The sequence below is a fragment of the Pseudomonas sp. Teo4 genome (assembly GCF_034387475.1).
Lineage (GTDB): Bacteria > Pseudomonadota > Gammaproteobacteria > Pseudomonadales > Pseudomonadaceae > Aquipseudomonas.
The window spans coordinates 2,648,510-2,673,056 of sequence record NZ_JAXCIL010000001.1; the positions used below are offsets into that span (position 1 = coordinate 2,648,510).

A 24,547-nucleotide genomic window follows, 5' to 3' on the forward strand; every position below is an offset into this window, starting at 1 on the left:
GTGATGCGTGCCTGCTCGGCGAAATGCACGTTACAGGGGGAAAATTGTACTTTCCATGAGCTGTCGTTCGTGCGCTGAGCAGGCATTGCAGCCCCCGCGCTAGGGCTTGATCTTCTTCATTTCGTTGAGCAGTTGCATCAGTTGCTCGAGCTTGTCCTCGCCGAACTGGCTGAGGATCTTGTCGTAGTTGCGGCCCATTTCTTCACTCATCGCCTGGAACGCCTGCTGGCCCTTGTCCGTGAGGTCAATGAACACACGGCGCTGGTCCTCCGGCGATTTGCGCCTGGCAACCAGCCCATCGCGCTCCAGTCGCTTGAGCACACCACTCATGCTTGGCTTGAGAATGCAGGCCAGTTCCGCCAGTTGATGGCTTTCCAGTTCGCCCTGTTGGCGCAGGATGCGGATCACCCGCCATTGCTGCTCGGTCAGGTCATGGGCGTTCAATGCTGGCCGGAAGAACGCCATGGTGGCTTCGCGAGCCTGCAACAGGGTGAGCGTCAGAGAAGGTCTTGGTGTGGACATGCGTATCGGGAAGATCCAGGTCAAAAAACGATAGGGCAAGTATGCCAGCGCACAGTCATTAATACATTAATCAAATTTTGGGGTGTTGGCAGCCTGGTTAAACTCAAAGGCAGGCAAGGGCAAGACATCTACCGACCGTAAGGTGCTCAATAGCCATTTGTGCCAGCGGCGCTAAGAAACGGCCCCTCACACCTTCAATCCCTGCAGACTGCGTCATGATCACCCGCGAAACCCTGCCGGCAAGACCGCGCATCAGCTGTCCGGTTTCTTCAACGGCCGCCGTTGAACCTTTCCTCTACTCCACTGGAGCACTGCCATGACCCTCACCGCCGCCAAACAAGGCGTACAGCTGTCCGACCTCGACGCCTGGGGCTCCGTAGCCGACCTGGGCTCGGAAATTCTCGAAGGCGAAGTGAACGCGTTCGGCAGGATGACCCACGGCGCCCCGACCGACCCGGTCAACAGCGCCTACTTCGGCACCACACGCGGCAAATTCCGCATGGTCTACCCGTTCGACGAGCAGGCCGTGATCGTCACTGGCGAAATCCAGCTGACCGATGAGTCCACCGGCCTGGTCACCCGTTACAAAGCCGGCGATGCCTGGTTCGTCACCAAAGGCACGCCGGTGCTGTGGGAAGTGTTGAGCGAGTCGTTCGTAAAGCACTACCTGGCCGTCGCCTGAGGCGAGCCGGCCACCAAAACGCCGCCTGCGCCCAAGCGCCGGCGGCGTTTCCGTTGGTGCAGGTTTTTCCTCAGGCCATGGCCTGGGCGCGAAAGTCCTTGGGCGACTGCTCGTACTGCTTCTTGAACGAGCGGCTGAAATGCGCCGAATCGGTGAACCCCCACTTGTAGGCGATCGAGGTAATGGATTCGCGCTTGAAGAACGGGTTGGCCAGGTCGTCGGCGCTGCGCTTGAGGCGCGCCCGCTGGATGTAGCGGCAGACGCTGTCGCCCTCCTCTTCGAACAGCCGATACAGGTGCCGCACCGAAATGTTCAGCCGCCCCGCCAGGTTGGCCGGCGTGAGGCCAGGCTGAGACAACGACTCATCGATCACCTGTTGCACGTAACCGCGCAGGTTCGCACCACTCAGGCCACCGAAATTGCAGGGTGTTTCGCCACTGCGCTCGAAGCCCGGTTCGAGCAGCGCGACGAATGCGCTCTGCAAGGCATCGCCCTGGGCGCCATCGGCATTGCTGTTGTTCTCCTTGCACAGTTGGTCCATCAGCACATGGAGCATGCGTCCGCAGGCGTTGGTCGAGGAGATTTTGCCGAACATCACGCCATTGCCCTGCACATGCTTACGCACCTGCTCGCGCGAGAGCGCCAGCGAGACGTGCTCGATCAAGCCATTGGGGGTGATTTCACAACGCCCGACCGAGTCCATCAACAACAGTTCGCCCGGCGCCAGGCTTACGCTCACCCCAGCCTGCGCAATGCTCGCGGACCCCATGCGCTGGCTGACCAGAAAGCAATACTGGTCATCATCGAGCATGGGGTTTTCACCCAGGCGGCGGATGGTTCCGGCGTTGGTGCGCAGGTTGGCCAATGGCAGCCCCGCACGGGAGAAGCTGGATATCTCACCGATGAACAAGGAGTGATTGGACGCAAGCTCGGTCTCGAAACGGCCGCAGGCTTGCTGTATGGCCGTGGTCCAGCGTTCCAGCCCCTGATGGTTGGGATGTTGAGTATGCATGGATGCCCTCGACGCAGGATTTGTTGTTATGCGCTCATTGATAACATGTTAACAATGAGCGCACAACTGTCATGATTCGCCGATAACACCAGCAAGGCATATGCCAACCAGGGGTCAGAGTTGCGCGAGCAATTCGCTGAACAGGGCCAGGCTGGCCAACAGGTGATCACGCTGCTCTGGACTGATCTTGATGTAACGCCGAAACGCCGGCATGCGGTTGACCACCTCACTACCGCCCATGTGCTCAAGCGTCAGGTACCAGCGGCTGTCGCGCCATTCCAGGGTCAGGCGCTTGAAGTCCAGGGGCATCAGTGCGGCGAGCAAAGGCGCGTCGTTCAAAAGCTGCTCCCGTATCTGGGCAAAGCGCGCCTTGTCGCCACTGCGATGCACACACGCCAGACCGGTTCGGCGAATTGCACCCGTGTGGCGCATTTCGAGCTTCAGCTCGCCCTGTTGCCGGGCAGCGATGCACAGCTGGAACTCGCACGTCACCACATGCATCAGCAGGTGTGCCTCGACCCGCTCGCGAACCTCGGCACTCCAGCCTGGCGCCGGGCCGCCGATCACCCCGGCGGCGGGTTCGAGCAGGCGTATGCCGGCCTGCCCAAGGTTGCGCGACAGATGATCGAGGGTGACCCCAGGCCGGTAGCCGGCCGGGGCACGTGGCGCCAGCAGGCGCTCACGCAAACTTCTGATCATGGTGCAGGTGCTCCACGGTGTGGCCAGGTTCGGCAGCGAATTCCTTCTCCAGCACGTCCTCGACCCGCGCCGGCCTGAACGGGTTGACCTTCTGCACCACTAAAGTCCAGAACAGCGCATAGGCGGCCGTTGCGCCCAGCATGATGGCGAACGGCACGTAGATGTCGGACGGGTTCATTCCCGGCGGGGTGATGAACGACATGCCGATGACGATCCCGATGCTGGAGACGATCTGCGGCAAGGGGAACAGCGGCGAACGGTAGGCACGCGGCAGGTCGGGACGACGGATACGCAGGATCACCACCGACAGCGTCACCAGCAGGTACGCGGTGCTCCAGGCGCACACGGCCGCCAGCACCAGGTGCAGGATGTTGTCCGGGTTGCCACCCAGGTACCAGGCATGCAGGCATGGGATCAGGGCAACCACCAGGATGCACAGCAAAGGTGTCTTGAAGCGTGGGTGCAGATAGGTGAAGACTTTCGGTAGCGCGCCGTCGACCGCCATGCCGTAGAGAATGCGCGGCACCCCGGCCATCAGGGTGTTGATGGTGGCGGCGCCAGCGAACAGAAAACCGATACCCAGCCAGACCGGGCCGATATCGCCCATCACCTGCTCGGCGAAGCGCGGAATGGCCATGGGGGTGTCGAGCAGGTGCACGCCCGTAGCGGCATCGAGCACCACGTTCTCGACCTGGCGCTTCATCGCCGCGCCGTAGATGAACATGCAGCTGGCCACGCCGAACAGGCCCAGTGCCATCGCCTTCGGCAATACCCATGACGCGCGGCGCAGCTCTGGGGCCAACGGCGTGACGAACTCGCAGCCGACGAACATGAACATGGCCATGCCGATCAGCGACAGGATGGTCATCAGGTCGGTGCCCACCAAAGACGTGCCGAAGGGGCCGTCCAGCTCCACTGCCGGTGCGGCGATCAAGCCCAGCACGCCAAACACCATCAACGTGGTCCACATGCCGAAGGTGAGGATCACTTCCGCGCGGCTGAAGGCACTGACACCGAACGCATTGAGCACGGCGAACGACAGCACGAAGCACACGCCAAGCAGCCATGCCCCGCCAGCGGACTCGGCCAGGGTATTGAGGTGCTCGAAGTTCACCAGCGCCATGACCCCGGAGAGGATGGTCTCGGCGGTGCCGGCGAACACATGCACGATCAGGTAGGCCGACAGCGTGCCGGTGATGGCGAAGAAGCGGCCCATGCCACAGTTGATGTAGTCGTACACCGAACCCGTGGTCGGCAAGATCGAAGCGGCTTCGGCGAAAGTCGTCGACTGCGCGAGCATCATCAGTGCGGCGATGACCATGGCGACGGCGAACGCGCTGCCGCCGATGCCAAAGCCCATGGTCGCGGTGAGGATCACCGGGCTTGCCATGATCAGGCCGACGGTGCTGGCCAGCGCGGTGGGGAAACCGACAGTGCCCCGGTTGAGATGCTCGGTGAGCTTGTTGTTGAGTGACATTGTTATGCCCCGGCTTTTTTTGGCGTTGAGCGCGGCAGGCGAACCTGCACGCACGGCTGTTGTGTGCCTCCCTGCCCGATTACTGTGCGCTGCAGGTGGCATGCCGTCTTGCCCATGGCTGCCGCCGCCCTTGTAGCTGCCTGCCATCGTCACGATGGCAGTTACCGCCGTTGCTACGCCAGCCCATCCAGCATTGCCTGGATCTGCTGCGTTGCCTGCCGGGTGCTTTCGGCGAGTTTCTTCACCTCGTCGGCAACCACGGAAAACCCACGCCCCACCTCGCCCGCCCTCGCCGCCTCGATGGCCGCATTCAAGGCCAGCAGATTGGTCTGCTCGGCGATGGCCCGTATCACATTGACCATCCGTGCAATCTGTTCGTAGCTGGCCTGGTTCTGCTGACGCATTTGCGCATGGCTCTCTTGCACGCCGCGCTCGTCGCTGATGTCGCGCACTGCGCCAATCACCCGCACCAGCACCCCTTGCCCATCACGCACCGCCCGTCCACGCTCACGGCACCAGATGTAGCCCCGCTGCTTGTGGCGCATGCGGTACTCGAACACGTACTCCGCCTTGCCCGTGGGCGCGACAATCTCGGCATCGAAGATGCTCATGATGCCCGGCAGGTCATCCGGGTGCGTGATGTCGACCTGAGACTGCCAGCCGTCGGGCAATTCGCTTGGCGAGTACCCCATCAAGGCCCTGAACTGGTCGGAGAGCCGCATGCAACTGGCCGGATGAGCAACATCTCCCTGGGCAACGCTGATATCCCACGTACCCTCGGTGAGCGTGGTTTGCAACAGTGCCCAGACCTGCTGCTGACTGGACAGTGACTGCACGTGCTGCGCCATGGCAACCAGTCGCGAATCCAACTCGCGGTTGCGCTCGATCAGCTCCGTTTCACGGGCCTGTGCGGCCCGCAAACTGCCCTGCACGGCGTCCAGCTCATTATCCCGAGCCGCGCCGAGCGCCTGCAGCCGCTGCGTCTCGCCGGCTTCGCGCTGCTGCGCCAACACCAGTTCTCCCATGGCCTGCAGCAACTCGGGGAAGCGTTCGAGCGACGGATATCGAAGCGCCTGGGGAACCTGGCCGTCCTGCACCAGGGCCAATGCCTGGGTAACCTCCTGGGCCCAGTGGGCCTTGCTGAAAAACATGCGCCATCACCTGCTGTGCTGTTCGGCCCATGAGTTGACGCCAGCGGCGCAAGGTCGTCTTGCCTGGCCATGCCAGGCCGGTTGACGCTCGCTGCCAGATGCCCTGCCGCTGGCCAAGGCGTGCAAGCGCCTTGGCAGCCACGAACAAGACCCCGCCCCACCAGACACGCACTAATAGGCCGTCGCTGCCAACCGCGACGGCCTCTCCCGTTCACGAGAGCGCCCCCGTAAAACAAAGGCCGCCTTGCAAGGCGCCGAGAACGAACCGAGGGAAGTGCAATGGTCAAACCGCAAACGCTGTCCGCCCTGGCCCTGGCCACGCTGATGGCCAGCCAGGCCGCTGGGGCCTACGAGTTGTACGCCGACGACGACAGCCACCTGAATGCCGACATGCTCGCGGTCTGGGGAATGTTCAACAGCCGCAAGAACTACGACGGCACCACGGGCGGCTCGACCTGGCGCGAGGGTTTCATCAAATATGGCCTGAGCGGCGACCAGGGCCTGGCGGGCAACGGCAGCCTCTACGGCGCCCTGAACTGGGTAAGCTCCGCCACCTGGGGCGACGGTGATGCAGGCGGCTTCACCGATGGCTCCGAACGCACCACCAAGATCGAAGACGCCTACCTGGGCTGGCGCTCGGGCGACCTTTTCCCTGTACTGGGCAAGGATGGCGTGGACGTTTCCGCAGGCCGGCAGACCATTCGCCTGGGCAGCGGCTTCCTGATCAACGACGATGGCCCGAACCTGGGCAACGGCGTGGCCGACGGCGCCCTGGACCGCGGCGGCGCCTACTACCTGGCAGCCCGCCACGCCTTCGACCGCACCGCCATGCTGCGCCTGGGCGGCCAGGACGGCCTGCATGGCAGCCTGCTGTGGCTCAAATCCGACAACCGCGCCCAGGCCGAAACCGAGCTGGCAGCGGGCACCGTCGACTACACCCACGCCCTCGGTACCCTGGGGCTGACCTGGATCCACGGGATCGACGTCACCGACCAATGGGCCAGCGAGTTCCAGAAGGAACGTGAAGGCATGGACGTGTACAGCCTTCGCGGCGAAGGCAACGCCGGTATCGATAACGCCAGTTTCGCCTTCGAGTATGCCTGGCAGGACAAGCAAAGCGGGCCGGAAAAAGCCTGGTACGCGCAAGCCGGCTATACCTTCGCCGACCTGCCCTGGAAGCCCCAGGTCACCTACCGCTACACCCGCTACAGCGCAGGCTGGGACTCGCTCTTCAGTGGCCTCTCCAGTGGCTATGGCACCTGGTTCCAGGGCGAGGTCGCGGCGAACTACGCCGGCCCGTTCAACAGCAACACCGGCATCCATCATGTCGGCCTGAAAGCCAACCCACTGGATAACGTCACCGTCGGCGCCCTGTACTTCGATTTCGATACGGTGCGCACCCGCGACAGCCTGAACCTGGATGCCCGGGAACTCGACCTCTATGTGGAATGGGCCGTCAACGACCACCTGATCATCAGTCCGCTGGTGGGGCTGTATCAGCCACGCAAGGACGAGAGCAACGGGGGTAACCAAGTGGGGGGCAACGGCATCAACGTCTATAGCCAGCTGACCGTGGCCGTACCGTTCTGAAAAAAACCGCCGGCGCAAGGCCGGCGGTCAAAGGCTGCATCTATGAAGTATGAGGATCGCCTGGTGAGGCGGCTTCACTATCCACGTTTCCAGTTCTGATTGCTTGCCTGCGCCTGCCAAGTGATTGTCTCTGCGTGCTCATCGCACCCTGGCACGGGCGGTCAACGGGGCTGGCAGGCTGAAGCAAGACGACCTGCCGGTCGTTGGCGAAACTGGATGCCTGACGACAATAAAACCCAAAAGCGCCACCTTTGCAGGCATTGGCGGCGCGGTGAGACCCGCTATGACTTTCGATACCAGAATTGACTTCATCTACCTGTCCGAACAGGACATGATCCGCGCCGGCGTGACCGACATGCCGGCCTGCGTCGACACCATGGAAGAGATGTTCGGCCTGCTCTACCAGGGCGACTACCGCATGGCTGGCCCGAACAGCGACTCCCACGGCGCGATGATCACCTTCCCCGAAAGCTCGCCGTTCCCGACCATGCCCAAGCCCACCGCCGACCGTCGGATGATGGCCATGCCCGCCTACCTGGGTGGCAACTTCCAGACCGCAGGCGCGAAGTGGTACGGCTCGAACATCGCCAACCGCGAGAAAGGCCTGCCGCGCTCGATCCTGATGCTCACCCTGAACGACGCCGATACCGGCGCGCCACTGGCGCACATGTCGGCCAACCTGCTGTCGGCCTACCGCACCGGTGCCATTCCAGGTGTGGGCGCCCGCCATCTGGCCCGCAAAGACTCAAAAGTCATCGGCCTGGCTGGGCCGGGCGTGATGGGCAAGACCACGGTCGCCGCCTTCATGGCCGTGTGCCCGCAGGTCGACACGATCAAGATCAAGGGCCGTGGCCAGAAGAACCTCGACGACTTCGTCGCCTGGGTGAAAGCGACCTTCCCGCAGATCGTCAACATCCACGTGGTGCAGACCCTCGAAGAAGTGGTACGCGGCGCCGACCTGGTCAGCTACTGCAGCTCTGGCGAAGTCGGCGACCCGTCCAAGTACCCGCTGGTCCGGCGCGAATGGGTCAAGCCGGGCGCGTTCCTGGCCATGCCCGCCCCGTGCAGCATCGATGAGGGCATGGAGCAGTCCGATGTGCGCAAGGTGGTGGACAACACCGGCCTGTACGAAGCCTGGTTCGAAGAACTGCCAAAGCCTGCGCACAATCATGTGCCACTGGTGGGCGTGCGCTTCATGGACATGATCGCCGAAGGCACGCTCGACGCCGCGCAACTGGAAGACATCGGCAAGATCATCAGCGGTGAATCCCCGGGTCGTCTGAACGACGACGAAATCATCCTCATGTCGGTCGGTGGCATGCCGGTGGAGGACGTCGCCTGGGGCACCGTGGTGTACCGCAACGCCATCGAAAAAGGCATCGGCGTGAAGCTCAACCTCTGGGACAAACCCGTTCTCAGCTGACCCTCCCGCAACCGGACCACAAGGCTACCCCATGACCCAGATCACCAAACTCAAGACCGGCTCCAAATTCGAAGACATGGCCAGCTATTCCCGCCTGGTGGCGGTGGACAACTGGATTCACGTATCCAACACCGCTGGGCGCAACCCGCAGACCCAGGTGATTCCAGAAGACGTCATCGAACAGACCCATCAGGTGTTCGCCAATATCGAAGCGGCACTGGCCGCTGTCGACTCGTCGCTGGCCGATGTCATCTGCTCGCGCGTGTTCATCCAGGACCCGAGCGATGTGCCACGGGTGATGGATGTGATCGGCGCGAAGTTTCGCGGCATCGACCCGGCCATGACCGCCACCTGCCCGCCGTTGGGTTCGACCGTCTACAAAGTCGAACTGGAAGTCACCGCCTACCGCGGCGCTTCACAGGCCCAGGTGAAGATGATCCGCCTCGGCCAGTGATGGCCTCGATCGCCCTTGTGCAACCCCCTGTTCCAACAGCCGTTGAGTAAAGCCATGTCTCCCACGATCGACCCTGTGCACACCAGCCCCCGCCACCCCGAAGCGACCACCGTCGTGATCATCGGCGGCGGCATCATCGGCCTTACCGCCGCGTTGACGCTTGCCGAGCGCAACATCCCGGTGGTGGTGCTGGAAAAGGGCCGCATCGCGGGCGAGCAGTCCTCGCGCAACCTCGGCTGGGTGCGCAAGACCAACCGGCATGCCCACGACATCCCCCTGGCACTGGCGGCCGACCGGCTCTGGGCGCAGATGCCGGAACGCGTGGGCTGCGATGTGGGCTACCGGCAGGCCGGCATCATGTTCATCGGCCGCAACGACACCCAGATGGGCATGCACGAAGGCTGGCTCAAGAGCGTCGAGGCACTGGGCCTCGACTCGCGGCTGCTGAGTAACCGTGAGATCGCCCAGATGGTGCCCGGCGGCCGTGCGGATTGGGCTGGCGGCATCTACACCCCTTCGGACGCCCGCGCAGAACCTACCCTGGCCTCCAGTGCGATTGCCCGTGCGGCGATCGCCAAGGGTGCCGTGATCGTGGAAAACTGCGCGGTGCGCACCTTGGTGACAGCCGCCGGACGCGTCAGCGGCGTGGTCACCGAACAAAGCGAAATCCGCTGCGACCAGGTATTGCTGGCGGGTGGCCTGTGGTCACGCAAGTTCCTGGGTAACCTGGGTATCGACTTGCCCACCCTGCCCCTGACTTGTTCGGTGTTGCGTACAGAGCCGATGCAAGGCCCGACGGAGATCGCCGTGGGTGCGCCGGACTTTTCCTTCCGCAAGCACAAGGACGGCGGTTTCATCATCACCCAGCGCGGCGCGCTGGACGCGTTCCTGACCCTGGACCACCTGCTGCTGGGCACGCGCTACCTGCCCCAGCTACGGGCGCAGCGTGATTTCCTGCGCATCAGCTTCGGCAAGTACTTCTTCAAGGACCTGGCCTTGGCACGGCGCTGGAAGGCCACGCAAGTGTCGCCGTTCGAGCGCGTCAGAATCCAGAACCCGAACGCCAACCCGGCACTCAACGATGAGGCGATGCGAAACCTGAAAGCGGCCTGGCCCGTGTTCGAGCAGGCACGCATCGCCAGTGCCTGGGCAGGGACAATCGACGTGACCCCGGACTCCAACCCGGTGATCGGCCCCGTTCACCAGATTCCCGGGCTGACCTTGGCAACCGGCTTTTCCGGGCATGGTTTTGGCACCTCGCCAGCCGCGGGCCAATTGGCGGCGGACCTGGTTGCGCAGGCCCCGACGCTGATCGATCCGGCGCCTTACCGGTTTGACCGGTTCGCGTGATGTGAACGCCTGGCGCACCTTGTGCTTGGCCGATATGAACTACTGAGGGAGGTTGCGCAAACGGAGGGCAATTCATGCCCACCCAGCCGAACCAGCAACTTTCCGAAGTCACCCCCAACAACAGAGCAATCATCGAACCCGGATTATTAAGCAGACTGAAACAATGAGTTAGCTGACAGCACATTTACATAACACGCGAGAAACATAGAATTAGCCTTACCTAAGCCAAGCAGTTCCAGCAACTTCTGGGCCGGCAGGAAAATATGTTCCCCAGCGTGGAGATGTAAAGTGAAATACCTGTTTGCAATAATCGCCCTTACGGTTGCCAGCCATTCATTCGCCGCACAAACCAGCGATGAGGCCAGCCAACACGAATCAACTACTGTCGAGAGCTATCATTACGGAATGGCGATGGACATCGCCCATGTCATTTCGATGACCAACAACGATGAGCGTGGATGCGGTGTGGTGCCTGCCAGCATCACTTATGTTGACCACCAGGGTGTAACCCATACCATCGACTACCTCAAGGTTTCAAACCTGAGCCAGTGTGACAATGGTTAATCTAATGGCCTGGAGCGAGCCTGCCACTCGCTCCGGCTTGCAATGCCGCCTCATCACCCTCTAGCCGTGTTGGAAGTTGCCCCTTCAAGAATTCGACCCAGGTTCTGACCTTGGCATCCAGAAAGTGCCGTGAAGGATAAATCACCGAAATACTTCTCTGATTGGCCTTTACCGTGGGCAACACCCTGATCAAGTCACCTCTGGCGATTGAACTCGCAGCCACATAGCTGGGTATGAGGCAAACGCCCATGTTTTCCTTTGCCGCTTGAGCGATTGACCCAGCCACGTTGACCGTGAACGTTTGCCTGGGAGAAATCACTTCATCCATGTCATACCCATCAATTTCCCAACCCTTCGGAAAACTGGGGTCATGAAGCCTGAGGCAGGTATGGTCTTTCAATTGGTCAATTTCCTCCGGCAACCCATGTTCCTGGATATAAGCCGGGCCTGCGCAAAAAACGCTGTAGGTCTCTCCCAGTTCTCTGGCAATGAAACTGGAATCAGAAACCCGGCTGTCCGCCGAAATGACCAGATCATAACCTTCGGCAAGCAAGTCCGGTGAGGCTTGCGACAGGTTGAGTTCAAAGTCTACATTGGGCTGCAGCTGAGAATACTTGGCGATCAACGGAATAATATGATAATGGCCGATGCCGTTCGGCGAGTGCATGCGCAATTTGCCAAAGGCTTCCAGATGCGCCCCCGCCGCTTCGAGCTCCGCAAGTTTCAGGTCCTCCAGCAGCACTTTGCAGCGTTCGAGATAACGGTAGCCGGCTTCAGTCAACGCCACCTTTCGTGTCGTTCTGTTTATCAGTTTTGCCCGCAGATGAACTTCAAGATCTGAAATACTTCGCGAGACATGTGGGGTCGAATACCCCAACGACTCCGCGGCGGCGGTGAAGCTGTTGAACTCCGCTACCCGAACAAAAATATGCATGGCATGTACAATATCCATTTCCTGATCCTGATCAAGGTTCTACAAGCGCGAACGCCAACTAAAATCGACGTCAACTTTCCCGACGCATCACGCGAAGGCCTGCGCCAGATGCTCAATGACAAAGCGGATACGCGCAGTGTGTCTGAGGTCCTTGTGGGTGACCATCCAGACGTCATAAGGCTTGGCTCTTACCCGATCGGGCCACACTCTTTGAAGCCCGTCACGGATTCCCATTTCAATCGGAATTTCTCCGATGCCCAGGCCTTCTTTTATCGAACGCCGCACCATCATGCTGGTGTTGGCGGCCACCACTACCCGGCCTTGCTCAATGCTTTCATCGACCAGCCTGGGGTGGCCCCGGTCTCTCCAGTAAGGCTCATACATGACCAGGTCGTGCCCCTCAAACCCTGTGCCAGGCTCCGGCTCGCCATGTTTCTCTATGTATTGCGCAGATGCGAACAACCCCATCGGCCACTCGGCCAGCTTTCGCAGTATTAAATCAGGGTTCTCCGGACGCTGATTTCGCAGTGCGATATCAGTCTCTCGCTTTGACAAATTCACAATTTCCGATGTGCTGTTCAAGACAACACGTATGTCGGGGTGCGTAATGTGCAACTGCTTCAATGCCGGTATTACAAAGTCATAGGCCAGCGAGTCCGTTGTAGATAAGCGCACTTCCCCCGCTTGCTCCTGGTCGGCTCCGCGTGTTCGGCGAGCCAACTCCATGGCGGCGCTTTCCATTTTCTCCGCCATTTCGAATGCCACTTCTCCGATGGCGGTCAGTTGATAACCCGTGGGCGTGCGCAGAAACAGGGTAGATCCCAGATCTTCCTCCATCGCGGCAATCCGCCTTCCCACCGTCGCTTGGTCAATCCGAAGCACGCGCCCCGCGCGGCGCAACGTCAACTCTCGCCCAAGCGCCAGCAAGACCCGTGCATCATCCCAGTTCATAAGCTTTTTTCCTTGAAGAACAACTGCAACAGAGCGTCGCAAAAACGCCGCGCGCCCCAGGTTCAACACTTTCGTACCCTTGAGTTCACGCTAGCCGTGTTGGCTGGCTTTCACTCTTTTTCAGGAATATTCCATGAGCATAACCAACAGCAAGCCGTCCGCTGAGATGACGGCTATTGAAATTACCCGGCCTGGTGGCCCGGAGGTTTTGAAAGCGACCCGGCGAGCGGTCCCGACGCTGGGTCCTCGTGATGTCCTGATCGAAGTTCATGCAGCGGGCGTAAACGGACCAGACCTTCTTCAGCGCAAAGGGCTCTACGACCCGCCCGCCGGTGCCTCCGACATTCCTGGCCTGGAGATCTCAGGCGTGGTCGCGGTGGTAGGCAATGAAGTCACGCGCTTCTCTGCCGGCGACAAGGTCATGGCGCTGGTTCCAGGCGGTGGATATGCCGAGTACGCCGTGTCGGATGAGCGGACGGTTGTACATTTGCCAGCTGGGCTTTCCATGCAGGAAGCTGCGGCTGTTCCTGAAACCTTCATGACGGTATGGGTCAATCTCTTTCAACGCGGTCAGTTCAAAGCAGGCGATTCGGTACTCATCCACGGAGGCGCCTCCGGCATCGGCACCACCGCAACCATGCTGGCCAAGGCTTTTGGCGCCTCTAAAGTGTTCACAACCGTCGCAAATAAAGAGCAGCAGGTTGCAAGCCAGAACCTGGGGGCCGATGTGGCGATAAATTACAACGAACAGGACTTCGTCGATGAAGTCATGCAGGGCACTAACGGCCAGGGCGTTGACGTCATTGTCGATATCATTGCCGGCGACTATGTCTCGCGAAACTTCCAGGTCGCTGCCATGAACGGTCGAATCGTGCAAATTGGTGTCATCAAAGGCGCCGCAACCAACGTCGATCTTTTTCCAATGCTTGTCAAACGCCTGACTCATATCGGTTCGACCTTGCGCTCAAGAACCCATGACGACAAGGCCAGCATTCTGGCGGAGCTTGAGCAGCACGTCTGGCCACACCTCAAGAACAACACCATAAAGCCGCTGCTTTATAAAGAATTTCCACTTTCGGACGCTGACAAGGCCCATGCCCTCATGGAGTCTGGACAACACATCGGCAAGGTTGTCTTGAACGTGTCAATTAAAAGCTGACTCAAGCATGACGCTGCCTTCAAGGCAGCGTCATCTTTTTTAGCTGAGCCTCTACGCAACCACCACCTTGTTCAATAGATTGTCTACGACCACCGGGGTTTCGAACAACTCAACGCTCGGCGGTGTTCCGTATTTGCCCTCAACAAAAGCTTTCCACTCATCTGTGTATTGCGCCAGCGCCTGTTCTCGCGACTCCCACAAATAGACCCCACCCACAGAGCGGCCATCTTCAGACAATAAATAGTATTTCCTGACAAGCCCGGGCACAGCTTGGTATTGCACTGCTGTGCTTTTGAAAATGTCCTTGGCTGCCGCCAGCTCAAGCCCTTCAGGAAGGCGAATGCGCACTACTGCCGTAATCATCGTAGCAACCTCTTTTAAAGACCCGCGCAGGCGTGACCGCCATCGACAATGATCTCTGCGCCCGTCATGCCTCGCCCAGCTTCAGAGGCCAGGAGCAACAGGGCACCATCAAGATCACTGCTCGTGCAAAAACGACGGCTGGGTATACGCGCACGCAAGCGTTCGCCGGCGTCACTGGAAAGAAACGCGTCGTTGATTTCCGTAGCGATGTACCCAGGCGCAAGCGCGTTCACCCGTATTCCGTGACGTGCCAGCTCCAACGCGAGTGACCGGGTTAAATGGCTAAGCCCTGCCTTGGCCGCACAATAAGGCCCTACACCTCCTCCGGTGCGGCTTGCGAGGATCGAGGTGATATTGATCACACTCCCCCCCTGCCCGGCCTTGACCATCCGTTTGGCCGATTCTTGCGCCACGATCCACGCGCCTTTGAGGTTGGTATCCACAATGGCTTGCCAATCTTGGTCGTCGTAATCGAGCACGCGTTTGGTATCGCTTACGCCGGCATTGTTGACCACGATATCCAGCCCACCAAAATCCGCTTCGATGGCGTCGATGCACTCGATCACCGATTGGCGCGAAGTCACATCCAGTGCGTAGGCTCTTGCGTCGTGCCCCTCGAAACGCAAGCCGCTTACCAGGTCATGAAGGCGATCGACGCGCCGAGCCGCAACCGCAACACGAGCACCTGCAGAAGCCAAGGTCTTGGCAAAATGCAAACCCAGGCCACTGGATGCACCGGTCACGAGCACACGTTTACCGGTCAGGTCAAAGAGCTTGGAGACGAGAGCGCTCACTGTTCACCTCCAACGACACGATCCAGGATTTTTCGCGCAAGGCTCATGCGATGGACTTCGTTAGGGCCGTCATAGATGCGGAAACCGCGGGCGTCTCGGAAAATCCGATCGACGATCGCCTCGCTGGTAACCCCTTGCCCGCCCAGAACCTGCACGCTGCGGTCAATCACTCGCCAAATACCCTCCGAGCTCACCACCTTGGCAATGCTCGACTCGAAATTGCCACGTGCGCCCTGGTCCAGCACCCAGGCGCAGTTCCAGATGGTCAGGCGTGTGGTAAGCAGGTCCATTTCGTTGTCGGCGAGCATGAAGCCCACCCCCTGGTGGTCGCCCAGCCGCTTGCCAAAGGACTCGCGCCGCTTGGCGTAGGCGCAGGCCACATCATGAGCACGACGCGCTTGGCCCAGCCAACGCATGCAGTGGGTCAGGCGCGCTGGCGCCAGTCGCACCTGGGCATAACGGAAGCCCTTGCCGACTTCACCTAGAACGTGGGTAGCGGGCACGCGAAGGTTTTCAAAACGCAGCACCGCATGGCCACCGGTGAAACAGCTGTCCAGGGAGTCCATCATTCGCTCGAGAATGAAACCTGGCTGGTTCGTATCGGTGAGGAACATCGTGGCATTACCGTCTTCGGTTCGGGCCATGATGATGGCGAAGCCTGCCCCCTCAGCGCCGGTAATCAGCCACTTCTGGCCATTGATGATGTAATCATCACCGTCTCGGACGGCCGTGGTGGCAAGCATGGAAGGGTCAGAACCTGCCCCGGGCGCAGGTTCGGTCATGGCGAAGCAGGAGCGAATGTGCCCTTGCACAAGGGGCCTCAACCAGCGGTCTTTCTGCGCTTCGGTGGCGACAACTTCCATCAGGTGGATGTTACCTTCGTCGGGCGCATGGATGTTCATCGCCGTGGGGCCCAAGGGTGAGTAGGCGGCCTCCTCGAAGATCACGGCCTTTTCAACGTGACTCAGGCCCTGCCCACCCATCTCGCGGGAAGCGTGCAGGGTCAGCAGGCCCTTGGCACGAGCCTTTTCGACGAGCGCGTGGCGAAGTTCTTCCGACGGGCCATGGGGGCTTTGTCGAGGGTCAGTTTCCATGGGGATGATGTCGTTGAGGATGAATTCTCGGACACGCGACTGCAGCGCAACCAGATCATCGGGAAGTGCGAAGTTCATTGTTGTTTCCTCGGATAGTCCTGAGTCAGGCCAATGGCTTGCCCGGGCGAATGTGGCGATAAAGGTTCTCCAGGACGGTGTCGCGAATACCTGCCTTGCCTGGGTCGTAGGGCGTGACATTGAGCGCGCGGATGATCGCGGCGAATGAGCCATCGCCCTCCGTGTCGATGTCGATGACATTGAGACACGCGGTGTCCTGTTCGAAGGCCGCAATCCCTGGCAGGCCTGTACCCGCGGCCCATGCCAGGAGGATGCGGTTGACGGCGTCATGGGCAACGATCAGCAGCGACTCCCAGCCATCCTCGTTCAGCACTGCGTGAAACTTGCCCAGTACGCGTTGGCTGAAATCGCTCCAGCGTTCGCCGCCCAGGAACGTGGCATCAGGCTCGGCGGCATTGCGATAGGCGCCCACGATGGCGTCTTGCATGGATGGCTCAGGTATCTCACGCAAACGGCCGGCTCTGATCTCGCGTAACGCGGGCGTGGATTCACCCTCCAGCACTCGCCCCATCAGCACGAGGTCGAGTGTTTGCTGCGCCCGCGGATAATCGGAAACCAGTACGCGATCCAACGCAGTTGCGCGCATCACCTCGCCAAGCGCGCTTGCCTGCAAAGCACCTTGGTCGGAGAGACTCACCGAGCGCGGGTCCAGAGGACGGCCTTGTGCGTCGAAATAATCGACATGGCCATGACGCACCAGATAACAGCGTCGTCGTTTGACCCCGATGCTATTTGCCATGGCACGCAACCTTCGGATTACTGATGGCCAGTCGTGCATGGGTAATCTGTCTCAGGGCTTCAAGCATGCTGGACTGAGCAGAATCGGCATTATCGAAAACGCCTTTTCTGATGAAACCGACCAGCAAGTGGCGCGCATGGGCCGGTGTCAGCTTCAACAGCCCATGACGCCCCATGACTTCGCCCAGGACATTCGATTCAAGTGCGCTGACTTCTGCGCGCAACTCGATCTCTCGGGCAGCGATTGACATGGCCCGGGCAATCATTCTGCATTCGTAGTGGTTCGCCTCACCCAGCAAGGGCAAAAGGTCGTCGATCAGGACATGTCTGGCCGTGTTCAACAGGTCAATCGCGCTGACGTTGCTAGCGTTCATACGGTCTCTCCACTGAGGGCCAGGATTTCATGTTCGAGTTCGGGCAGCAGATGGCCAGTCAGCGCCAATTCAAGAGAGGGCTGCTGGCCGGAGATATGCCGCTGCACTTGCTGCAGCGCCACGACCGCCCAACGTAGATGAGCCATCAGTTGCCAGTACCGCAGCTCTTCATGACTCACCCAGTAACCGGATACAGACGCGTAGCCGGCCAGGAAGGCGTCGATGTCCCCTATACCGCCCGCCTCACGGTCTCGCCGGGCAAAGCGCCAACAACGGGCGGTGAACCAGCCAATATCCTCACGGGGGTCTCCCCAGCCAGTGAATTCCCAATCCAGGATGCCACTGAGCTGGCCTTGCTCGACCATGAAGTTGCCAGTGCGGTAATCACGATGGATCAGCCCGGCAGGCAACGGTGCGGGCTTGTTGAGTTCACACCATCGAAGCCCCCATTCGATGACCGGATGGTTGTCGGGCAATGCATCCAGAAACCGCCGGTACTGGTCGATGCTGGCCTGTATGGGGTCAGCGGCCGGTGGCGCCAGAAACGCCAGCATTGGGTGGTGCGGACGGATCTGATGCAGTTGGGCGAGATTCAGACCAAGCGATCTGCACAGTTCGTCGCGCTTCGGATCAAGGCCTGGATCTGATGTCAGCCGATGGCCGTTGGTAATGCCGTTCAACTTACGCATGATGAAGAACGGGCGGCCTATGACCGAGGCGTCTTCGCATAACCAAAGTGGCTCTGGTACGCGGACTCCAGCAGTGTGAACGGCGGCCAACACCGCAAACTCTTCCGCGCGGCTCATGCTGACGGCCACGGACGAAGCGGCATCGGTTCGCAGCACCCAGCTGTCGACGAATGTCTTTGTCCCAAACTGGACTGTGCCATTCAGTAGCCAATTTTCCTGAATGGCGCCACCTGAAAGGCGCTGGCCCTGATCTATGTTCACCAGATCGGCGCCGAGTTGTTGCTGCAAATATCGCGCAAGTGCCGGGTACGCATCTGGGATGCTGACCCGAACATCTGCGGGGCCTGGGTTGGGAATGCTGTTCATCGCAATATCGAACTCGCTCTAATGACTCAAAGCCACTGAGCAAGAGCTGGGCCAGATGACGATATCTTTTAATTTCTTCTTTTAAATCAATTAGTTATTGCGCTTATTGATTGAATCAGCAGTTGTCGAAGCATGTCCCTCGTTGCAGACCTGAAATTTCTGTTTCAACATGGAAAAAATTGTCGAGTGTTCAATCATGCGTGGTCGAGAGTACCTTCCCAAGGTGGTTGCCCTGATTACCCACCTTCGTCTGCCTGAGGGGCTCAGCCGCATGGCGCGAATAGTCGAACAGGTGATTCCCGACTATGCCGGCCGTGCGCGCGTCGAAATTGTCGAAACCACGGTCGGCGAACTGCGCAACACAGGCCTTGAGTTGGAGGCCAGAGGGGATGTGGACGTCATCATCTGCTCGGGCGCAACCTCCGAGTACCTGAGGCAGCACATCGCGACGGCCATCCTGTCGATTCGCATGGGCGAGTACGACCTGATCCGAGCCTTGGACCTCGCCCGCGCCCGAGCCACCCAGGTCGGCATCCTCAGTTTCCAGCACGCTCATCCAGAGCTTGAGGCGATGTCGTCGCTTTTTACCGTCGATATCCGCCAGGCTACCTACACCAGCTATGAAGAGGCCCGCCAGCAGGTACACCGCCTGGTCGATGATGGTTACCGTGTGGTTGTAGGGTCATCCACCGCCGTTGAACTTGCCGAGTCGGTGGGCGCACAGGGTGTACTGGCGCTGAACACCGACACCGTGCGGCGCGCCATGGAAGATGCATTGGCCATCTGCCGCAGTCGCCAGCAGAGCCTGGTTCAGCAACAGCGCCTCAATTCGATACTGCGCAACTTGTCCGATGGCGTAATCGCGGTGGACGCTGAAGGGCTCGTTCAGTCCCTGAACCCACGCATGGCCGCACTTCTCGGTATTTCCAGCGAGTGGGCACGCGCACGCCCGCTCGCCGAGGTCATCCCGGGCCTGGATATAACGGCGGTTCTTCGCAGTGGTGAAAGTGAGGAAAACCGGATTCTGAAAGCAGCGGGCCGGACACTGGCGGCGAACATCACGCCCATCATCGAAAACGACAAGCCCGACGGTGTCGTCATCACCTGTCAGGAAGCCAATGCAATCCAACGCGCGGACCGGCGTATCCGCAGTCAGGTGAAGCCCAAGCAGTTCACGGCTCGCTATCACTTTGAACAAATGCTTGGAGACACAGCCGGGTTCCAGGCCATGCTGGGGCTTGCCCGCCACTACGCGGGGGCCGACGCCACTGTGTTGATTCATGGAGAGAGCGGGACGGGCAAGGAGCTACTGGCACAAAGCATACATAACGCCAGCCAACGCCAGGCAGGCCCTTTCGTTGCAATCAACTGCGCAGCCTTCCCTGAAACATTGCTCGAAAGTGAGCTGTTCGGTTACGAGGAAGGTGCCTTCACCGGTTCGCGCAAGGGTGGCAAGGCTGGCTTGATAGAAAACGCCCACACCGGGACCCTGTTCCTCGATGAAATCGGTGATATGCCGGTCACCTTGCAGACGCGCTTGCTACGCGTACTTCAAGAACGTGAGGTGTTACGCCTGGGGGCGGCAGAACCGACACCGGTAGACATCCGGGTAATCGCTGCCACGCACCGGGACCTTCGCCAACGCATCACCGAAGGTTGTTTCCGCGAAGATCTCTACTATCGCCTCAACATCCTGCGCTTGACCATGCCACCCCTGCGCGAACGCTCCCGCGACATTCCAATGCTTGCCAGGTCGATTCTGGACAAACTGACGGCACACAGCTCGGCCAGTGAACCGTCCAGCAGCCTGCTCGAGAGGCTCATGCCTCAACTGGAGCGGCACAGTTGGCCAGGAAACATCCGAGAGCTGGAAAACATCGTCGAGCGTGCGGCGCTGTCGGCAAGTGCTCTGCAAGGCCAGGACAACCCTCGGTTGTTACAGGCCTTGTTCGACGAACTGTTCGAGCCGGCCCCGCATGCGACATTGCAAGGCATGACAGGCCAGGACCTGCGCAGCCACAGTCGCGCCGAAGAAGTAAGGCGAGTTCGGGAAGTGCTGGCTCATTGCGCGGGTGACATGGATGAAGCCGCCAAGCGACTTGGCATCAGCCGCACGACCCTGTGGCGGCGCCTCAAGGATGAAAAAAGTTAAGCGTCTGCGCCTTTGCAACCTTGAAATCCGATTCAATTCTGAAATCCGGTTACCAGGACCTGCCGAGCCCAGCAAAACCAACGAAAATCATAACTAAATGATTTTTATAGATTTTTTCTCAAACCTAGATTGATCTGAAAATTGGCACACCCCTTGCTCCTTGCTCATTCCAAGCTCGGCGCCCTCGCGCGCCCAGCCTAGAACCTCAAGAAGAACAAGGCTGGAGGTGCCTGTGCAAGGCATGATGATGAACTTCAACCTGAGTATCGCCGCGGTCATGCGGCAGGCACTCATGGTTGCTGCCGATACCGAGATTGTCTCTCTCTTCGCCGATGGCCGAGTACATCGATACACGTACTCCAACGCCTTTGCCAGAGCACGACGATTAGCCGATGGGCTGGACGCACTGGGTTGCCCTGACGATGCGAGGGTGGGCACCCTGGCCTGGAACGATCATCGACACTTCGAACTGCATTACGCGATTCCATGCTCGGGGCGAATCTGCCATACCATCAACCCCAAATTGTCCCCAGAACAGATCAGCTACATCATTCGCCACGCTGAAGATGATGTGTTGTTCGTCGATCCGCAGTTCATTCCTTTGCTGGAAAGCATTCAACCCGAGCTGGATCGCGTACGCTGGTACGTTGCCCTGTGCGCTTGGGACGAGATACCGGACAGCACCCTCCCTAACCTGCTCAGTTACGAAACGCTGATTGCAGACGCCAATGATGACTACAGCTGGCCAGAGCTGGATGAGAACCGCGCCAGCGGGCTTTGCTACACCTCCGGGACTACGGGAAACCCCAAAGGCGTGCTGGCAAGCCACCGCAGTACCGTCCTGCACGGCATGGCGCAAAACATGGCGGACAATGTTGGTTTGCGTGCCCTCGATGTTGTAATGCCGATGGTCCCCATGTTCCACGTCAATGCCTGGGGCATGCCATACAACGCCGCAATGGTGGGAGCGAAACTGGTACTGCCGGGGCCAAGAGTCGGCGATGCTGCAGCCATGGTCAGGCTGGTCAATCAGGAGCACGTGAGTTTCTCCCTGGCTGTACCCACTTTGTGGTCCAACATCTCGACGTATCTCGATGCCCAGGGCGAGCGTATTCCTACTTTGAAACGTGCCGTCAGCGGTGGCGCGGCGTGTCCACTTTCGCTGATTCATGCCATGGGGCGTCACGGTGTGGCCTTGGAAAATGGTTGGGGCATGACCGAGCTGAGCCCGATGGGCAGCTACAACCGCCATCAGCCATGGTACGACGCGTTGCCAGAAGAGCCCCGTAGCCAGCAAGTGCTCAAGTCAGGCCGGGCATTGTTCGGCGTCGAGATGCGCATCGTCGATGAGGCCGGCAATGCGCTGATCCACGACGGCCAGTCCTCCGGTTCATTGCAGGTACGTGGCCCTTGGGTATGCAGTGGCTACTTCGGCCAGCCTGCTTCGCACGTATGGTTCGATACCGGCGATGTGGCAACCATTGACCGCCGCGGGTACCTGCTGATCACCGACCGCATCAAGGACGTCATCAAGTCTGGCGGCGAGTGGATCTCCTCTGTCGAAATCGAGAACGCGATAACGGCCCATCCGTTGATCGCGGAGGCGGCCGTCATTGGTGTACCGCATGCGCGTTGGAGCGAACGTCCTTTGCTGATCGTTGTGCCGAAGCATCCCGAAAAAGTCCCTCGACACGATGAGCTCATCGCATTCCTGGAAGGGCGAATTCCCAAATGGTGGCTGCCCGATGCAAGCGAGTACCTGAACGAACTGCCCCATACCGCTACTGGCAAGGTGAGTAAAAAGACCTTGCGCGAGCAATTCGACCATTACGTCTGGCCTTGACCCGACACCCTGTTACGCACAGCGCTAATTGGCTCGCCTGCCGGTGAGCCAACAGGTAGCCCTACAACAAAAAAACGGAGGCGCCATGAACAAGGTCACTGTCTCACAGGCCGAGCACTACCAACGAATCCGGGAAAACCCTGGGTTCATCGCGTTGATCAATGCCCGCTCAAGACTCACATGGGGGCTGAGTGCGCTGGTGCTCTGTTCCTATTTCTCGTTCATGGCCATTGCCGCCTGCCGGCCGCAGCTACTGCAGATACCCCTGCATCAAAGCAGCCACCTGTCGTCAGGTATCCCCATTGCGATCTTGCTGATCGTGATGGCCTGGTTGCTGACCGGTTGGTACGTGCACCGTGCCAACACGCACTTCGACAAACTCAGTGCGAAGATCGTCGAGGAGTGCCAGTGATGAAGGCCATCCATGCCTTGCTTGCCGCCATTGCCTTGCCTTGGCAACCCGCGTACGCGTCCACCGTTGTCGCTACAGAACCCGGTGTGAACCTGAATGCGATCGGCATGTTCCTGCTGTTCGTATCCATTACGCTGGTCATCACGTGGTGGGCAGCCAGAAGAACCCAATCGACCCGCGACTTCTACACAGCAGGCGGAGGCATCAGCGGCCTGCAAAATGGCTTGGCAATTGCCGGTGACTACATGTCGGCATCGACCCTGCTGGGCTTATCCAGCATGGTGTTCAGCAAAGGCTACGACGGCATCATCTACATGACCGGCTTCTTCGTCGGTTGGCCAATCCTGACGTTCCTGATGGCTGAGCGCCTGCGCAACCTCGGCCGTTTCACCTTCGCGGACATCGTTTCATTCCGCCTGGATCAACGTCGAATACGTGTGCTTGCAGCCTGCGGCTCATTGACGGTGGTGTGTTGCTACCTGCTATTGCAGATGGTGGGCGCAGGTCAGCTGATCAAACTGCTGTTTGGCCTGGACTACTCCGTGGCGGTGGTCATCGTCGGGCTGCTGATGCTGGTGTATGTCATCTTCGGCGGCATGCTGGCAACGACATGGGTGCAGATCACCAAGGCGATCCTGCTGTTGGTGGGCGGGACCCTGCTCATGTTGCTGGCCTTGGCGCCCTTCGACTTCAGCCTGGAGCAACTGGCGCGCCGCGCAATAGAAAGCCACTCCGGCGGCTGGGCCATCATGGCGCCCGGCGGCATGTTGGCGAACCCCCTGAATGTCGCCTCCATGGCATTGGGCTTGGTGTTTGGCCTTGCGGGCCTGCCGCATATCCTGATGCGTTTCTTCACCGTGCCCGATGCCCGTGAAGCACGAAAATCGGTGTTCTACGCATCCGGTTTCATCGGCTACTTCTTCGTGGTGGTCTGTGTGCTGGGCTTCGCCGCCATCGTCATCGTCGGTACAGACCCTGCCTACTATGTCGACGGCAAGATTGGCGGAGCGATCCTGGGCGGAAACAACATGGTGGCCATGCACCTTGCCAAGGCTGTTGGCGGCAATCTGTTTTTTGGCTTCTTGTCCGCTGTTGCCTTCGCCACCATTCTGGCGGTGGTCGCAGGGCTGACATTGGCCGGGGCATCCGCCATTTCCCACGACCTCTATGCCATGGTCATCAAGCGCGGCGTCGCCGATGAAGCGCGGGAGATGCTGGTTTCACGGGCGGCGGTGGTCGCTCTGGGCGTGCTCGCGATCGCGCTCGGCATCCTGTTCGAGCAAGTGAACATCGCATTTCTGGTCGGCCTGACGTTCGGCATTGCCGCCTCGGCCAATTTCCCTGTGCTGCTCATGGCGATGTACTGGAAGGGGCTGACCACGCGAGGCGCCATCTGCGGCGGCGTGACAGGCCTGCTCAGCGCGCTGGGCCTGGTGATCTTGTCGCCGACAGTTTGGGTCACTGTTCTAGGGCACGAACACGCCATCTTCCCTTACGACCACCCTGCACTGTTCGCCATGCCATTGACGTTCCTGGTCATCGTGCTGGTTTCAAAGCTCGACCGCAGCGCCAGAGCAGCGCTCGATCATCAGGGCTTCGACGATCAAATGGTCCGCGCCCAGACTGGCGTGGGCATCGCTGGCGCCAGCGAACACTGACTCATCGGGTAAGCGTTG

Annotated in this window: 23 protein-coding genes and 2 pseudogenes; 11 read left to right on the plus strand and 14 right to left on the minus strand. The window is 59.9% G+C overall.

Annotated elements, in window-relative coordinates; genetic code table 11:
- Positions 1-99: 99 nt before the first annotated feature.
- Complete coding sequence (gene hpaR, locus PspTeo4_RS11870) at positions 100-522, minus strand: homoprotocatechuate degradation operon regulator HpaR (protein WP_322363950.1); 423 nt, start codon at positions 520-522, stop codon at positions 100-102.
- Between the two features lie 316 nt (positions 523-838).
- Between hpaR and PspTeo4_RS11875 the strand changes: the two genes are divergently transcribed.
- Positions 839-1,204 carry a cupin domain-containing protein gene (locus PspTeo4_RS11875; protein WP_322363952.1) on the plus strand — a complete coding sequence of 122 codons (366 nt, stop codon included), beginning with the start codon at positions 839-841 and terminating at the stop codon, positions 1,202-1,204.
- Between the two features lie 70 nt (positions 1,205-1,274).
- Here the strand turns inward: PspTeo4_RS11875 and feaR are convergent, their stop codons facing one another.
- The 5 genes and pseudogenes from feaR to PspTeo4_RS11895 form a co-directional block, all read right to left on the minus strand.
- Positions 1,275-2,216: a transcriptional regulator FeaR gene (gene feaR, locus PspTeo4_RS11880; RefSeq protein ID WP_322363953.1), complete on the minus strand. Its 942-nt coding sequence runs from the start codon at positions 2,214-2,216 to the stop codon at positions 1,275-1,277.
- Between the two features lie 114 nt (positions 2,217-2,330).
- Positions 2,331-2,915, minus strand: a complete 585-nt coding sequence (locus PspTeo4_RS11885) for a DUF3156 family protein (RefSeq protein ID WP_322363954.1) — start codon at positions 2,913-2,915, stop codon at positions 2,331-2,333.
- Positions 2,896-4,392: an APC family permease gene (locus tag PspTeo4_RS11890; RefSeq protein WP_322363955.1), complete on the minus strand. Its 1,497-nt coding sequence runs from the start codon at positions 4,390-4,392 to the stop codon at positions 2,896-2,898. Before PspTeo4_RS11890 ends, PspTeo4_RS11885 begins: the two co-directional genes overlap by 20 nt.
- A 179-nt stretch (positions 4,393-4,571) precedes the next feature.
- Positions 4,572-4,769, minus strand: a pseudogene (locus tag PspTeo4_RS29900) (methyl-accepting chemotaxis protein); the annotation flags it as partial.
- Between the two features lie 99 nt (positions 4,770-4,868).
- Positions 4,869-5,543: pseudogene (locus PspTeo4_RS11895) on the minus strand (PAS domain-containing protein); the annotation flags it as partial.
- Positions 5,544-5,822: 279 nt separating this feature from the next.
- Between PspTeo4_RS11895 and PspTeo4_RS11900 the strand changes: the two are divergent.
- The 5 genes from PspTeo4_RS11900 (at position 5,823) to PspTeo4_RS11920 (ending at position 10,924) form a co-directional block, all read left to right on the plus strand.
- Entirely contained in the window at positions 5,823-7,133 is a 1,311-nt protein-coding gene (locus tag PspTeo4_RS11900) for an alginate export family protein (RefSeq protein ID WP_416196920.1), read from the plus strand.
- A gap of 283 nt (positions 7,134-7,416) precedes the next feature.
- Positions 7,417-8,556, plus strand: coding sequence for a tyramine oxidase subunit B (locus PspTeo4_RS11905; protein ID WP_322363958.1), 1,140 nt, complete (start codon positions 7,417-7,419; stop codon positions 8,554-8,556).
- 31 nt (positions 8,557-8,587) lie between these two features.
- A complete protein-coding gene (locus tag PspTeo4_RS11910; RefSeq protein ID WP_322363959.1) occupies positions 8,588-9,010 on the plus strand; it encodes a RidA family protein in 423 nt (140 codons plus the stop codon).
- Positions 9,011-9,064: 54 nt separating this feature from the next.
- Positions 9,065-10,360, plus strand: coding sequence for an FAD-binding oxidoreductase (locus PspTeo4_RS11915; protein WP_322363960.1), 1,296 nt, complete (start codon positions 9,065-9,067; stop codon positions 10,358-10,360).
- Positions 10,361-10,648: 288 nt separating this feature from the next.
- Positions 10,649-10,924, plus strand: coding sequence for a DUF2790 domain-containing protein (locus PspTeo4_RS11920; protein WP_322363961.1), 276 nt, complete (start codon positions 10,649-10,651; stop codon positions 10,922-10,924).
- A 1-nt stretch (position 10,925) separates the two neighbouring features.
- On the opposite strand, the gene PspTeo4_RS11925 is transcribed toward PspTeo4_RS11920, so the two are convergent.
- Entirely contained in the window at positions 10,926-11,876 is a 951-nt protein-coding gene (locus PspTeo4_RS11925) for a LysR family transcriptional regulator (RefSeq protein WP_322363962.1), read from the minus strand.
- Between the two features lie 69 nt (positions 11,877-11,945).
- Positions 11,946-12,809 (minus strand): LysR family transcriptional regulator, encoded by an 864-nt coding sequence (locus tag PspTeo4_RS11930; RefSeq protein ID WP_322363963.1) that lies wholly within the window; start codon positions 12,807-12,809, stop codon positions 11,946-11,948.
- A gap of 166 nt (positions 12,810-12,975) precedes the next feature.
- On the opposite strand from PspTeo4_RS11930, the gene PspTeo4_RS11935 reads away from it, so the two are divergent.
- Positions 12,976-13,968, plus strand: a complete 993-nt coding sequence (locus tag PspTeo4_RS11935; RefSeq protein WP_322364851.1) for an NAD(P)H-quinone oxidoreductase — start codon at positions 12,976-12,978, stop codon at positions 13,966-13,968.
- Between the two features lie 51 nt (positions 13,969-14,019).
- Here PspTeo4_RS11935 and PspTeo4_RS11940 read toward each other — a convergent pair whose 3' ends face one another.
- Genes PspTeo4_RS11940 through PspTeo4_RS11965 form a run of 6 tightly spaced genes read right to left on the minus strand, consistent with a single transcriptional unit; the run spans position 14,020 to position 18,464 of the window.
- Positions 14,020-14,331, minus strand: coding sequence for a hypothetical protein (locus PspTeo4_RS11940; protein ID WP_322363964.1), 312 nt, complete (start codon positions 14,329-14,331; stop codon positions 14,020-14,022).
- Between the two features lie 14 nt (positions 14,332-14,345).
- A complete protein-coding gene (locus PspTeo4_RS11945; RefSeq protein WP_322363965.1) occupies positions 14,346-15,125 on the minus strand; it encodes an SDR family NAD(P)-dependent oxidoreductase in 780 nt (259 codons plus the stop codon).
- Positions 15,122-16,297 (minus strand): acyl-CoA dehydrogenase family protein, encoded by a 1,176-nt coding sequence (locus tag PspTeo4_RS11950; RefSeq protein ID WP_322363966.1) that lies wholly within the window; start codon positions 16,295-16,297, stop codon positions 15,122-15,124. The genes PspTeo4_RS11945 and PspTeo4_RS11950 overlap by 4 nt, the downstream gene beginning before the upstream one ends.
- A 25-nt stretch (positions 16,298-16,322) precedes the next feature.
- Positions 16,323-17,036, minus strand: coding sequence for a histidine phosphatase family protein (locus tag PspTeo4_RS11955; RefSeq protein ID WP_322363967.1), 714 nt, complete (start codon positions 17,034-17,036; stop codon positions 16,323-16,325).
- Entirely contained in the window at positions 17,026-17,409 is a 384-nt protein-coding gene (locus tag PspTeo4_RS11960; RefSeq protein ID WP_322363968.1) for a DUF6285 domain-containing protein, read from the minus strand. Before PspTeo4_RS11960 ends, PspTeo4_RS11955 begins: the two co-directional genes overlap by 11 nt.
- A complete protein-coding gene (locus PspTeo4_RS11965; protein ID WP_322363969.1) occupies positions 17,406-18,464 on the minus strand; it encodes a phosphotransferase family protein in 1,059 nt (352 codons plus the stop codon). Before PspTeo4_RS11965 ends, PspTeo4_RS11960 begins: the two co-directional genes overlap by 4 nt.
- Before the next feature lie 196 nt (positions 18,465-18,660).
- On the opposite strand from PspTeo4_RS11965, the gene prpR reads away from it, so the two are divergent.
- The 4 genes from prpR (at position 18,661) to PspTeo4_RS11985 (ending at position 24,529) form a co-directional block, all read left to right on the plus strand.
- A complete protein-coding gene (prpR, locus tag PspTeo4_RS11970; protein ID WP_322363970.1) occupies positions 18,661-20,616 on the plus strand; it encodes a propionate catabolism operon regulatory protein PrpR in 1,956 nt (651 codons plus the stop codon).
- Positions 20,617-20,863: 247 nt separating this feature from the next.
- Entirely contained in the window at positions 20,864-22,459 is a 1,596-nt protein-coding gene (locus tag PspTeo4_RS11975) for a long-chain fatty acid--CoA ligase (RefSeq protein WP_322363971.1), read from the plus strand.
- An 85-nt stretch (positions 22,460-22,544) separates the two neighbouring features.
- Positions 22,545-22,871 (plus strand): DUF485 domain-containing protein, encoded by a 327-nt coding sequence (locus PspTeo4_RS11980; RefSeq protein WP_322363972.1) that lies wholly within the window; start codon positions 22,545-22,547, stop codon positions 22,869-22,871.
- On the plus strand, positions 22,871-24,529 hold the full coding sequence (locus PspTeo4_RS11985) for a cation acetate symporter (RefSeq protein WP_322363973.1): 1,659 nt from the start codon (positions 22,871-22,873) through the stop codon (positions 24,527-24,529). Before PspTeo4_RS11980 ends, PspTeo4_RS11985 begins: the two co-directional genes overlap by 1 nt.
- Positions 24,530-24,547: the final 18 nt, after the last annotated feature.

What these genes read in the sequence shown, in the direction of transcription:
- hpaR (WP_322363950.1), bottom strand. Translation starts at nt 522, where the DNA reads ATGTCCACACCAAGACCTTCTCTGACGCTCACCCTGTTGCAGGCTCGC.
- PspTeo4_RS11875 (WP_322363952.1), top strand. Translation starts at nt 839, where the DNA reads ATGACCCTCACCGCCGCCAAACAAGGCGTACAGCTGTCCGACCTCGAC.
- feaR (WP_322363953.1), bottom strand. Translation starts at nt 2,216, where the DNA reads ATGCATACTCAACATCCCAACCATCAGGGGCTGGAACGCTGGACCACG.
- PspTeo4_RS11885 (WP_322363954.1), bottom strand. Translation starts at nt 2,915, where the DNA reads ATGATCAGAAGTTTGCGTGAGCGCCTGCTGGCGCCACGTGCCCCGGCC.
- PspTeo4_RS11890 (WP_322363955.1), bottom strand. Translation starts at nt 4,392, where the DNA reads ATGTCACTCAACAACAAGCTCACCGAGCATCTCAACCGGGGCACTGTC.
- PspTeo4_RS11900 (WP_416196920.1), top strand. Translation starts at nt 5,823, where the DNA reads ATGGTCAAACCGCAAACGCTGTCCGCCCTGGCCCTGGCCACGCTGATG.
- PspTeo4_RS11905 (WP_322363958.1), top strand. Translation starts at nt 7,417, where the DNA reads ATGACTTTCGATACCAGAATTGACTTCATCTACCTGTCCGAACAGGAC.
- PspTeo4_RS11910 (WP_322363959.1), top strand. Translation starts at nt 8,588, where the DNA reads ATGACCCAGATCACCAAACTCAAGACCGGCTCCAAATTCGAAGACATG.
- PspTeo4_RS11915 (WP_322363960.1), top strand. Translation starts at nt 9,065, where the DNA reads ATGTCTCCCACGATCGACCCTGTGCACACCAGCCCCCGCCACCCCGAA.
- PspTeo4_RS11925 (WP_322363962.1), bottom strand. Translation starts at nt 11,876, where the DNA reads ATGGATATTGTACATGCCATGCATATTTTTGTTCGGGTAGCGGAGTTC.
- PspTeo4_RS11930 (WP_322363963.1), bottom strand. Translation starts at nt 12,809, where the DNA reads ATGAACTGGGATGATGCACGGGTCTTGCTGGCGCTTGGGCGAGAGTTG.
- PspTeo4_RS11935 (WP_322364851.1), top strand. Translation starts at nt 12,976, where the DNA reads ATGACGGCTATTGAAATTACCCGGCCTGGTGGCCCGGAGGTTTTGAAA.
- PspTeo4_RS11940 (WP_322363964.1), bottom strand. Translation starts at nt 14,331, where the DNA reads ATGATTACGGCAGTAGTGCGCATTCGCCTTCCTGAAGGGCTTGAGCTG.
- PspTeo4_RS11950 (WP_322363966.1), bottom strand. Translation starts at nt 16,297, where the DNA reads ATGAACTTCGCACTTCCCGATGATCTGGTTGCGCTGCAGTCGCGTGTC.
- PspTeo4_RS11955 (WP_322363967.1), bottom strand. Translation starts at nt 17,036, where the DNA reads ATGGCAAATAGCATCGGGGTCAAACGACGACGCTGTTATCTGGTGCGT.
- PspTeo4_RS11960 (WP_322363968.1), bottom strand. Translation starts at nt 17,409, where the DNA reads ATGAACGCTAGCAACGTCAGCGCGATTGACCTGTTGAACACGGCCAGA.
- PspTeo4_RS11965 (WP_322363969.1), bottom strand. Translation starts at nt 18,464, where the DNA reads ATGAACAGCATTCCCAACCCAGGCCCCGCAGATGTTCGGGTCAGCATC.
- prpR (WP_322363970.1), top strand. Translation starts at nt 18,661, where the DNA reads ATGCGTGGTCGAGAGTACCTTCCCAAGGTGGTTGCCCTGATTACCCAC.
- PspTeo4_RS11975 (WP_322363971.1), top strand. Translation starts at nt 20,864, where the DNA reads ATGAACTTCAACCTGAGTATCGCCGCGGTCATGCGGCAGGCACTCATG.
- PspTeo4_RS11980 (WP_322363972.1), top strand. Translation starts at nt 22,545, where the DNA reads ATGAACAAGGTCACTGTCTCACAGGCCGAGCACTACCAACGAATCCGG.
- PspTeo4_RS11985 (WP_322363973.1), top strand. Translation starts at nt 22,871, where the DNA reads ATGAAGGCCATCCATGCCTTGCTTGCCGCCATTGCCTTGCCTTGGCAA.